This is a genomic window from Paenibacillus popilliae ATCC 14706, assembly GCF_000315235.1.
Classification (GTDB): Bacteria; Bacillota; Bacilli; order Paenibacillales; family Paenibacillaceae; genus Paenibacillus_B; species Paenibacillus_B popilliae.
This window is the reverse complement of the sequence record NZ_BALG01000461.1, coordinates 1-12037: the sequence shown is the minus strand read 5'-3', so window position 1 is coordinate 12037 and position 12037 is coordinate 1. Positions and strand designations below refer to the sequence as shown.

The following is a 12037-nucleotide window of genomic DNA, read 5'->3' as shown; positions in this document are numbered from 1 at the left end:
CTTCGCCTGCTCCGAGATGGTGGCCGGTGACCTCGCCTTCGCTAATATGGCGGCCCGTTACTTCTCCTGCTCCAATATGTTGGCCGGTGACCTCGCCTTCGCTAATATGGCGGCCCGTTACTTCTCCTGCTCCAATATGTTGGCCGGTGACCACACCTTCGCCGATATGGCGGCCCGTTACTTCTCCTGCTCCGAGATGTTGGCCCGTTACCTCGCCCTCGCCGATATGGCGGCCCGTTACTTCTCCTGCTCCAATATGTTGGCCCGTTACCTCGCCCTCGCCGATATGGCGGCCCGTTACCTCGCCTTCGCCGATATGGCGGCCCGTTACTTCTCCTGCTCCAATATGTTGGCCGGTGACCCCGCCCTCGCCGATATGGCGGCCCGTTACTTCTCCTGCTCCAATATGTTGGCCGGTGACCTCGCCTTCGCCTATATGGTGGCCTGTTACTTCTCCTGCTCCAATATGTTGGCCGGTGACCTCGCCTTCGCCGATATGGCGGCCCGTTACTTCCCCTGCTCCGATATGATGGCCCGTTACCTCTCCCTCGCCGATATGGCGGCCTGTGATTTCCCCTGCTCCGATGTGCCACCCGGCTACTTCTCCCTTCGCGATATGGTAACCCGCGACTTCGCCTTCAGCTATATGGCGGTCCGTTATTTCGCCTGCACCGATATGCCACCCTGATACCTCGCCCTCGCCGATATGGCGGCCGGTGACTTCGCCTGATCTAATATGCTCGCCGGCTACCTCGCCTTCAGCAATATGGCGGCCACCTATCTCGCCCTCTGCGATATGATGGCCTGTAACTTCCCCTGCTTCGATATGAAGGCCTATTACTTCCCCTGCTCCGATATGACGGCTGGCTATCTCAGCCTCCGCGATATGATGGCCGGTGACTTTCCCTGCTCCGATATGATGGGCCTCAACTTCTCCTTCAGCAATATGCCGACCTGTGATTTCGCCCGTTCCAATATGATGGCCCGTTACCTCTCCCTCGCCGATATGGCGACCTGTGATTTCCCCTGCTCCGATGTGCCACCCGGCTACTTCTCCCTTCGCGATATGGTAACCCGCGACTTCACCTTCAGCAATATGGCGGTCCGTTATTTCGCCTGCACCGATATGCCATCCTAATACCTCGCCCTCGCCGATATGGCGGCCGGTGACTTCGCCTGATCCAAGATGATGGCCCCTAATCTCGCATTCGGAGATATGATGGCCTTTTACTTCCCCTGCTCCGATATGACGACCGGCTACCTCGCCCTCGCCGAAATGACGGCCTTTTACTTCATTCGAACCAATATGCCAACCGACCACTTCGCCCTTGGCGATATGATGACCGGTGACTACGCCCGCACCCATATGCTGGCCGGCTACCTGGCCCTCGGCAATATGGTGACCCTTTACTTCGCCTGCAGCCAGATGGCTGCCAACCACGGCTCCGCTCGCAATATGCTCGGTCTGGACGGCGCCAGTGCCAATATGCTTACTGGAGACCTCTTGCGGGCGAATATGCCGCCCCTCCACCGCTGATTCCTCCAAATGCGAGGAATTGATGGACTGCTCCTGTAGATGAATCGAGCCGATACATTGATGAGCCAGCTTCTCTGCCGTAACGGCACCGGAATGCAGCATTTCTGTTGCGATCGATTCTTCTTCAATCACAACTGCCTCCGCCTGCTGCGGCGTTGCCGCAGAGGTTAACAGTTCCATGACCTCTTCATTCAGATGCAACAATCCGACCGCTCCGTCTGCCAACTGCTCGCTTCCGATCGCATTTGTCTCAATATGAACACTGCCAATGGCACCAAACTGCACATGGGACGAATGAACCGCACCGCCCGCCAGCTCCGTGCCGCCAATGGCTCCCGGTTGCACATGCTCACGCGCGATGCTGCCCAAGTCCAACTTGCCGCTCGTCACGCAGCCGTCGCTCAGGCTTCGTTCCGTCACGGCACCGTCCTGAAGCATATCCGCACGGATGCTTGTGGCTTGCAGATGCTGCTCTCCGATTGTCTGCTCCCGCAAATGATACGGAAGTACTGCCCCTTCGCTTAAATGAGCGGATACAATCAAGCCGGGTTGGAGATGCTGGCTGTTAATTAGTCCTGTCTGCAAATGACGGCCGCCGATCGCAGCCTGTCGAATATGTTCGCCTGCAATCGCGTTCTTCTGCAGATGCTCGACTTGAATCGCTCCGAAGGCAACATGATGGCTTTGCACCGCGCCTGCCGAGAGATGGCCGCTGCCGACAGCGCCTTCTACTATCGCCTCGCCGTTGACCGAGTCGGAAGCGAGATGCTCGCCGGACACCGAGCTGGCGGATAGATGCTCCGAACGGATCACCTGCACCGCAATATGGCGGGAGTGTACCGCATCGTCGGCCAGATGGCTGGCTTGGATGGCGGAATCCATGACATGTCCGCTCGTCACGGTCCGAGGTTGAATCTTGCTCCCGGCCAGACTGCCGTCCGGGATAATATCGCTGGTGATCACATCGGTGCCCAAATGCGCCATCGTAATCGTCCCTTTGCGCAGATGGTAACCCTGAATCGATTCCGCCTGCACATGCTTGCCCGATATCGCTTCCAGCGCCACATGTTTCTCCGTGATGGACTGGGGAGCGATGCTGACCCCAGTTACGCTGTCCTCCTGCAGCATTCCTGCAGATATCGATTTCGGCTGAAGCTGATCCTCGCCGACAGAATGCGATCCCAGATGGGAGGATCGGATCGCCCCTTCCCGTACATGGTGAGATCCGATCGAACCGGGAGCCAGCTTCATGCCAGTGACAGCTTCCTCCGCCAGATGATCGGTATCTACGCTTGCCGCTTGCAGATTCCGAGCCGCGACGCTGTCAGCCGCCAATTTATTTCCTGTTACGGCCGCATCGCCGAGATGAACGGACCCAATGCTACCGCCTGCGATATGCTTGGCGTGAATGGCTCCCTCAACCACGTGTTCGCTGCCTACGCTGGCTACATCAAGCTGAACCAAGCCTACGCTGCCGGGGTTCAAATGCTCCGCTCGAATCGTCGAATCTTGGATCGCCGCCCCTGAGACCGACTTCAGCTGCAGTTGCCCCGCCCCTACCGAATTCGGAGCGAGATGTTGCGCCTGGACGCTTTCATCAGCAAGCTTGTCGGACGTGACGGCTCCGTGGACGAGATGTACAGTCGTCACACTGTTCACCGCCAGTTTGTCTGCGTTTACGCTTCCGTTCGTCAGCTTGGCGGTCGTGACGGACAAGTCGCTCAGTTTATCGGTCGACACGCTCTCCGGAGATAATTTCAAAGAAGTTATAATATGGTCGGCCAGATGATGGGAATAGATGACCCCTGTCCCGATATGGCGCTCTTTGACGGCATTCACCGACAGCTTCTCGCTCGTGACGGCCTCCGAAGCCAGCTCGGTGGACTGGATGGACTGCGGAGAGATATGTCCCGACCGAACCGCACCAATAGAAATATGCTCCTCCTGCACCGCAAGCGGGCCGATAGCATCAGGGCCAACCACTCCCGCCGCCAAATGGTGCTGCTGTACACTGGCATAGGCCAGCTTCTCCGGTGTAACGCTGGCAGCTGCCAGCTTCCGGGCAATTACCGCTCCATCCGCCAGTTGATCGGACGATACGGCAGCCGGAGCCAACTTGGCGGTGATGACCGCTTCATCGACAAGATGCCTGCTTTCGATTGCCAGATCACCTACATGCCGACTTTCCACCACTTCATCGACAAGATGCGCGCCGTGAATCGCTTCCGGCATAAGATGAATTCCATTGACAGCATTGGGCGCAATGTGAATCTCATTGATGGCCTCCTCAGCGATGTGAAACGATTCTACGGACTGAGAGGCCAAGTGCTGCCCGTCGACCGATTGCTTGGCGAGGTGCCGGGCACGGACCGCTTCATCCGCCAGCTTCGTCGACAGTACGCTTTGATCCGCCAGTTTGGAGGAGGTAACCGCGTGTTCGACTAGCTTCATTGTGCTGATCGATTGATCCGCCAGCTTGGCGGTAGTAATCACTCTATCGGCCAGATGGCGGCTACTGATCTGTCCCGGGCCAATATGACCCTCGCGAACGCTATCTTCTGCCAGATGGCGGGATTGCATCACCTCGTCGGCCAGCAGCTCGCTAGTAATGCTCTGCGCTTCAAGCATCGCCCCGGAGAGCGTGCCGGGCACGATATGAGTGCTATCGATTTGTCCCGGGCCGATATGGCGGCCCTCCACCGCCTGCATTCCGATAGCGCGGCCTTCAACGGCCCCTTCGCTGAAATGGCGGGTGTCGATGCAGCCCGGCGACAGCTTGTCGCCGGTAATCGCTGCAACACGCAGCTTGGAGTTCGTAACGGACTCAGGCGCCAGCTTGGAGGCGTCAACCGATTCGTTCGCCAGATTTTCCGTGCGAATGGCACCGCTACGGATTTTCTCCGCGGTAATTGCTTGATCTTGAATGAGATTCCCCGAAATAAGCAACTCACTCAAATGCTTCGCCTGGATCGATCCTTCTGCGATCTTGGATGAATCGATCGTTTTGTCCGCCAGCTTCTCGGAAGTGATGCTGCCATCCTTAATTTTCTCCCCCGTAACCGAACGGTCGCGAAGCTTTCCACCGGACACAGCATTGCGGATTAAATGCTCCCCGGCTATCGAGTTAGGAGCAATTTTGGAACCGGTTACTGCCTCCTCGGCGATTTTCAAGGATGTAACGGCATAGTCCATCAGTACGTCGGTGCCAATGCTCTCGCGCCGCATCTTCGTTCCGCTGATTGAATAGGCGGCCAGCTTCTCCTCTGTCACCGCTTCATCCGCGATATCATCGGTATAGATAAAAGCGGTCGAACGAGCCGAACTCCGCTTCTCGGCCAACAGCTTCTCCTTCGCCTTGCGGATATCGGCGGCATTCGCTTCAGGCTGAGTGGCCGGAGACGGCGGAGAGGTCAGGGTAGCCGGTTCGTCCATGCCCGGCCGTGCGGCGGCGGCATCGTGCGCTGCAGGCCCAATCGGCAATGTCCCCGGCATGCTGAATGCCGACGTATAGGTCGGATAATCTTCTTTGCTTTCCTTGCGCGATGGGCGTTCCTCTTCGCCCGGCCGGGAACGTTCCGTACCAGCATACCGTTTCGCGGCGCGATCATTGCGGCGGCTGTTCCTTGCTTGACGAGACATTGGTCTTCCCGGCGGTAGAAGTTCACCTGTCTCTTCGGCTCCTTCCGGCTCAACCGCAGCAGTCCGGTTCTCGGGAAGCAGCAGTTCCTCTTCGGCCTTTACCGCCTCCATCATTGCTTCCAGCTCCTCTCCGGCCCAGTCGGCGGAACGGTCTCGCTCGGATACTGCCATGATTGGCGGCAGCGAATTCTCGTGCTCCGATTCTATGGCTTCAACGGCAGCCAGCGCATTGACGCTTGCTTTTTGAGAATCGTCCGGCGGCTTCTTCGTTGAACTAAGACGGTCTAGCAGCGTTAACTCGGACTGGTTCGGATTGTCTACAAAGTATAGCGGCTTTTTGGACGATTTCTTTAATGGCTTCTGTCCCTTGGTTGTCCGCTTTTCATTTTTCCTTTTCATGTGCTCTCTCCTTTCCGTTCTATGCCCAACATATAGAGCATCATATGCGTTATAGGCTAATATCGTCACTCGCCTATATGGGGAATGACATATCAGGGAACGGACAACACAGCGATGCCATCGGCAAGGCTTACATCAGCCGAGGCCGTCAATGAAGCTGGCCCAGCGCTCCGCCGTCTGCTTCCAGGTGAACGTGCCACGCACATGCCGGTCAGCGGCCTCACCCATATGCCGCAGCACTTCCCGATCCCGCAGCAGCCGGATAAAGGCCGATGCCAACCGTACAGGCAGACGGTACGGCGGGACGAGCAGCCCGGTTTCTCCGTCCCGGACGACTTCCTGAATCCCCCCAACCCTGGATGCTACGACCGGGACTCCTGAAGCCATCGCCTCCAGATTGACCAGACCGAACGCTTCCCGACGCAGCGACGGGACAGCAAGAAGGTCAGCCAGCGCGTACCAGCCCGGAATTTCCTCATGCGGAACAAAAGGCACCATCCGGATATGGTGCGGGTACTTGCGCGCGAACCGTTCCAGACGGCGCACGTACGCCGTCTTCCAGTTCAATCCGTATGAAGCGCCCCCGACAATGACGAACAGCGCCCGCGGATGCTCGCGAATGACCCACGGCACAGCCTGCAGCAGCTCCCAGACGCCTTTTTGCGGAATAAGGCGGCCGACGTACAGGACAACATCCCGATTTTCCCATCCGCGCGCCCGTTTCCCTTCCGTATAACGTTGGATTCCTTCTTCGGTCCAGCGTGAAGGGAAGCGATCGACGTCCACGCCGAGCAAATTGATGGCCGTCTTCTCCAGACATTCCGGATATGCCCGTATCACCTGCCTTTCCAAATAACGGCTGTTCACAAATATCTGATCGGCGGCAGACAGCGCCCTCCGAAGCCCAGCTGGCGAGATTGTCTGTCTGTGCATGAAGGTGGTGGAATGAAGCTGGAGCCAGATGCGCGCGTGCGGAAAATGCCGCTTCATGATCGGAATGTAGCGGGGTCGGTTCTCGATCTGGATAATATCGGGTGGGAACTGAGCTATGCACCGCATCGCTTCATACACATATAACCGTAAAGAAACTGGTCCGACCCGTTCGATTTTGACGCCGCCCACCCATTCCGACTCGGCCTGCCCCGACCATCTCCGGCCGTACACGCAAATATCCGCACGAGACGACACGAGACCGGTGACGTTCTCGACGATTCGCTCCACCGAGCTGCTGGAACCTGAAGGATATGGATAGGATCCTGGCGTTAGGATTGCAACCTTGTACATAAGCTTTCTCCTTTCTAATTGCATCGCTGGACATGTCAACTTCCTGCAGGACAGGTCTGCCAGACGCCGCCGGTCAAGCAGGAACCGTAATTTGGACTAACTTCCTCTGCACTCGTCCATGCGCAGCCGGAGGGGCGTTCATACAATACAAGCAGTGACAGCGGAGCCAGTGGACCAGTAGTTCAGAGGAGGTGCTTCCATGGCAGACAACCGCATCGGCATCCTGTTCAATTCGAACATGCTGCGGGGATTGCTGCAGAACAAGACAGGGCATGAAGCCATTGCCTTCTACGAGGAAGCCGGGAGGCGCCACGGCGTCATTCCTTGCTTCATGCGCGTGGAAGATGTGAATGTGAGGCAGATGGAGGCCGTTGCGTATATAAGAGAGCATACGGGCTACGCGAGACGGCGCATCCCCGTCCCGTCCGTCATTCATAACCGGGCTATCTATTTCCGTGCCGGGGCGCATGCACGAGTTCAGTCGATGGTGAACCGCGGCACGGTTATTTTCAATCAGGTGAATCGATACGGAAAATGGAAGCTCCACGTTCTGCTCCAGCAGGATCCCGCACTCGTGCCTCATTTGCCGATTACGGTGCCTGCCCGGACAGGCGTCGTCGCGGCAATGATGGACAGCTACGGCGCAGTCGTGCTGAAGCCGGACAACAACAGTGTCGGACGCGGCATTATGAAGCTGGAGCGCAGCAGCACCGGTTGGATCATCGTCTATTCCGGACGATCAGCCGGCGGAGCGAGAAAGTGGAGGAAGGTGAATCTCGCGGGCAGCAGGCTGCCGCGATTCGTGATTGCCCAACTGCAACGGACTCCCTATCTTGTGCAGGAACTGCTTCCGCTCGCCCGGTACCATGATCGTCCCTTTGATTTGCGGATCTCAGTTCAACGCGGCGGAAGCAGAGAATGGAAAATCACCGGAATCGTCGGCCGGGTCGCGCCTCGGCATACCTTCGTTACCAATGTTGCGCAGGGAGGAACGGTGCATCGGCTCGAAGAGCTTGTTGCCGCCGCTATACCGCATTGCTCTGTCGCGGAGGTGGTAGAGCGCGTTAGCGTATTCTCTCTGCATGTCGTGAACCGCCTTTCCCACAGCTTAAGCCAAATGGCCGATGTCGGACTCGATATCGGGTTGACGTCCGACGGCAAGCCGTTGTTCATTGAATGCAACGGGCGCGATCAACGCTACAGCTTCCGCGAAGCCGGACTGTACGACATCTGGGAGGCCACTTATTGCAATCCCATCGCTTACGGGGCCTCTTTCCTTCGGAGTTAGCCAGACGGGCGGCGTATGGATTATCATATTGAAAAAACAGGCGTTCTGTGTCAAGATAGTCCACAGAAGAGCGGTTTGCGCTCTCTGCTACGGAATACAAATATACAGGGCGCCTGTCCCGCTTCCGGGAGAAAGGGCACCTGCCACTAGGTGATGAACAGTCATGAAGAAACGATGGATGGGCCTTCTGACCGAATTGTCCTCGCGCAAATGGGTATCGCGTACAGCCGGCCGTGCAGCAAGCTCGGCTTGGAGCCGCCGATGGATTCCTTCCTTTGCCAAGGCCTATAGCATACAAGTAGACGAGGCAGAGAAGCCGATGTCTGAATACCGAACGCTGAACGAATTCTTCACCCGCCGCCTGAAGCCGGGGATGAGGCCGCTTGCTGCCGGCGACGATATTTTGCTTAGCCCGGTGGACGCGCTGATTACCGGAATGGGTCCGATCCAGCAAGGCACGATTCTCAACGTCAAGGGACAGGATTACGCGCTGGACGAGTTACTGCAACGTTCGCCTTACCAGCATAAGTACGTACATGGCTACTATTTCGTGCTCTATCTAAGCCCTACTGACTATCATCGCATTCATTCGCCGGTCACCGGTAATTTGGTAGAGAGCAAGCACGTACCGGGCCGAGTATACCCGGTGAATGACTTCGGGCTGCGCCACATGCCCCGCGTGCTGAGCCGCAACGAGCGGTTGATTACGTATCTTCGTCATGCGCATGGCGAAGTGGCGGTCGTGAAGGTCGGAGCGCTGAACGTAAGCAGTATCCACTATACAGACAGAGCGCCGCTTCCCGCATACGAGCGTGGGCAGGAACTCGCCTATTTCGCATTTGGGTCGACTGTTGTTCTATTGATGGAGAACGGTACATTTGAGCCGCGAAGCGATTTGACTGTCGGATCCATCGTGAAGATGGGAGAAGGCTTGGGCCAGCTTCAGGCCGTACTGACCCGTCCGTGAACAGGGGAAGCTTGATTTCCCCCGCAACAGAATCAAGGCCGCTTATCAATGAACAGAGGAACGTTCACGACAAGCGGCCTTTTTTCTATTCTGTCAACGTATTTCGGAAGGACTTCGCCCTGTGTACTGCTTGAACTGTCTGCTGAAAAAAAAGATATCCCGGTATCCGAGCGCATCCGCCACTTCCGTTACATTCATCCCCGCATGGTGCAGCAGATGCTCCGCTCGTTCAATGCGGGAGCGGATAATATACGCTTGCACTGAGGTACCGATTAGCTCTTTGAATTTGACTGAGAAATAACGCGGCGACAATTGGGCGCGCTGCGCCAAATCCTTGATGCGGTGATTGGCTTCCGGATTTTGCTGGATATAGTTGGCAATCTCATGAATTGCCTCGGACAGATGATAGCTTGTCTTCCGTTCTCCGGTTCCTTCTCGATCAATGCGAAGCAGATGAATCATCATCTGCTTGAGGACCAGCTTCGCCTCTTCCTCTGCCCCATAGGATCGGGACAGGAACAAGCGGACATAACGGACCAGCAGATGCTCAAAATCGACGGTCTCCTCCAGAACACGGTATGGTTCGGGTATCTCGTCGACGGGAACTTCCACGTCAAAATGGATATACGTCAGCGTCAGCGGCTTCTGCGCATTGTGGGAAGCGATCGTGTTGTCGCCTGGCCGGAAGAGGAAGCAACTACCTTTGCATAGATGATACGATACATCATTCAACTGCAGCTCTCCTTCTCCGTTCCATACATAAAAGAGATCATAATTCGGCATCGCTTTCTCGCGCTTATGCCATTTCCAGTTCGGCTCGCATGTAATCTTCGCGCAGGATGGCTTGATGACGTATCGGTTCGGTTCGGCGTTCAACACGGATGGTTCCTACCTCCTTCCCAGATTCTATTCGGGAATTCTCTATATTAGATAAAGTACGGCAGCTCATTCAACGCCTGCTCTCATTTGCACTATTCTACTACAAATCGCTTCCTGATCACAATCATACCAACCGCGGATCTGTCGTCTTGATTTGGTCATCTTCACTCCACCCCCGTGACGAAAGCGAAAAATCAATGATATAATAGGAAAAATCAATATAAAATGATGTTGGAAGGATGGACAAAATGAACCCACTTGCTCAACAATTGAATGACACGATTCAAAGAGACAATCCGAACATTCACGCCATGCTTTCGCGCCTCGGTCACCAGATCTACTTCCCGAAGGAAGGCATATTAAGCCAATCGGCAGAAGCGGGGAGCAAAGCGAAGCAATTCAATGCGACGATTGGCATCGCGACGGAAGGCGGCATCCCGATGCACCTGGACGTCATCCAGGAGACGCTGTCGGCCTACAACCCGAAGGATATTTTCCCGTATGCGCCGCCGGCAGGCAAGCCAGAGCTGCGGAAGCTATGGAAAGAGAAGATGATCAAGGAGAATCCTTCGCTTGCGGACAAGCATATCAGCATGCCGATCGCGACCAATGCGTTGACGCACGGGTTAAGCATTGTCGCCGATTTGTTCGCCGAGAAAGGCGACGTCGTCATTATACCGGATAAAAATTGGGAGAACTACGAGTTGACCTTCAGCATCCGACGCGGGGCCGAGATGGTCTACTATCCGTTATACGACGAGAACTGGACATTCAATAGCGCTGGACTTCGTGAATCGTTGTTCGCCCATCGCGACAAAGGCAAAGCCATCGTCGTGCTGAACTTCCCGAACAATCCGACCGGATATACGCCGGGCCGGGAAGAGGGACAAGCGATCATAAAGGCCATTCTTGAGGCGGCAGAAGCCGGCATGCGCCTCGTTGTCGTGACGGATGACGCCTATTTCGGCTTGTTCTTCGAGGATTCGATGCATGAGTCCCTCTTCTCGTCACTCGCTTCTCTTCATCCGAATGTGTTGCCGGTCAAAGTCGATGGAGCGACCAAGGAAGAGTATGTATGGGGCTTCCGTGTCGGGTTCATCACCTATGCCGCAGGGTCGGAAGCGCTGCTCGCGGCGTTGGAGCAGAAGACGATGGGCATCATTCGCGCGACCATTTCTAGCGGACCTCATCCTTCCCAGACCTTCGTCCTGCGTGCGCTGCAATCACCCGAATTCGAAGCGCAGAAGCAGGAGAAATACCAAATCATGAAAGCGCGTGCCAACAAGGTCAAAGCGCTGCTGGACAGTGGGAAATACAGGGATGTATGGAGCTACTATCCGTTCAATTCCGGATACTTCATGTGTCTCAAGCTGAACACCGTGCCTGCGGAGCAGCTTCGCACCCATTTACTTAACGCTTATGGCGTCGGTACAATCGCGCTTGGCGATACCGACCTGCGGGTTGCCTTCTCTTGTATCGAGGAAGCGGATCTGGAGAAGCTGTTTGATACCATTTATCAAGGCGTGCTTGATATTAGCCAATCATAACTGCGTGACCTGTGCGCGCAAATGATGCCGAAGCCGGCAGTACATCGGACTGCCGGCTTCGGCATGAAAAGAGAGGAGAATCAATATGAGAGTGCCCCGGATTGGCATCGTCGGCTTGGGAAGTATTCACATTGCCGGGTGGTATTTATGATACTGATTTGGCAATTTTCCTTTGCAAAGAACGAAAAAAAACTTGATAGGATAGGATCGCTCTTAAATAATCTTTCATTCCATTTCACTAATCGTTTTTTTTCATACCATGCCCGCAATCCATTATGTCGTTCCAAGTATTCGCTAATAGCAAAAAAAATTGCTTCTTGATGGCTTCCACCTATGGCAGTACCAGCAGAAGTAGGTGAATAAATTCTCAGCTCTTCTCGTGCAATCAAATTTTCTTCTTTTTCAAAAGACGGATTGTAAAATGAAGTGCGACACCTTCTGGGAATAAAAAACAAAGGGCCCATGGCCGGATTCGTGTAGAATGAAAGTTCTCACCA

At 55.5% G+C, this 12037-nt stretch carries 7 protein-coding genes; 3 read left to right on the top strand and 4 right to left on the bottom strand.

Annotated features, from left to right (window positions below):
* Both PPOP_RS19650 and PPOP_RS18245 read right to left on the bottom strand, forming a co-directional pair.
* A partial coding sequence (locus PPOP_RS19650) for a hypothetical protein (protein WP_006288159.1) occupies positions 1-5575 on the bottom strand: 5575 nt, incomplete at its 3' end.
* A 135-nt stretch (positions 5576-5710) separates the two neighbouring features.
* Entirely contained in the window at positions 5711-6859 is a 1149-nt protein-coding gene (locus tag PPOP_RS18245; RefSeq protein ID WP_006288158.1) for a glycosyltransferase family 4 protein, read from the bottom strand.
* A gap of 199 nt (positions 6860-7058) precedes the next feature.
* Here PPOP_RS18245 and PPOP_RS18240 point away from each other — a divergent pair, with 199 nt between their 5' ends.
* Together PPOP_RS18240 and asd are read left to right on the top strand one after the other, a co-directional pair.
* Positions 7059-8147 carry a YheC/YheD family endospore coat-associated protein gene (locus PPOP_RS18240; protein WP_006288157.1) on the top strand — a complete coding sequence of 363 codons (1089 nt, stop codon included), beginning with the start codon at positions 7059-7061 and terminating at the stop codon, positions 8145-8147.
* 163 nt (positions 8148-8310) lie between these two features.
* Positions 8311-9114 carry an archaetidylserine decarboxylase gene (gene asd / locus PPOP_RS18235; RefSeq protein WP_006288156.1) on the top strand — a complete coding sequence of 268 codons (804 nt, stop codon included), beginning with the start codon at positions 8311-8313 and terminating at the stop codon, positions 9112-9114.
* Positions 9115-9207: 93 nt separating this feature from the next.
* Here the strand turns inward: asd and PPOP_RS18230 are convergent, their stop codons facing one another.
* Positions 9208-9993: a helix-turn-helix domain-containing protein gene (locus tag PPOP_RS18230; RefSeq protein ID WP_042229984.1), complete on the bottom strand. Its 786-nt coding sequence runs from the start codon at positions 9991-9993 to the stop codon at positions 9208-9210.
* Between the two features lie 248 nt (positions 9994-10241).
* Between PPOP_RS18230 and PPOP_RS18225 the strand changes: the two genes are divergently transcribed.
* A complete protein-coding gene (locus tag PPOP_RS18225) occupies positions 10242-11540 on the top strand; it encodes an aminotransferase class I/II-fold pyridoxal phosphate-dependent enzyme (RefSeq protein ID WP_006288154.1) in 1299 nt (432 codons plus the stop codon).
* A gap of 80 nt (positions 11541-11620) precedes the next feature.
* Here PPOP_RS18225 and PPOP_RS26205 read toward each other — a convergent pair whose 3' ends face one another.
* Positions 11621-12004 carry a YcaO-like family protein gene (locus tag PPOP_RS26205; protein ID WP_093471115.1) on the bottom strand — a complete coding sequence of 128 codons (384 nt, stop codon included), beginning with the start codon at positions 12002-12004 and terminating at the stop codon, positions 11621-11623.
* Positions 12005-12037: the final 33 nt, after the last annotated feature.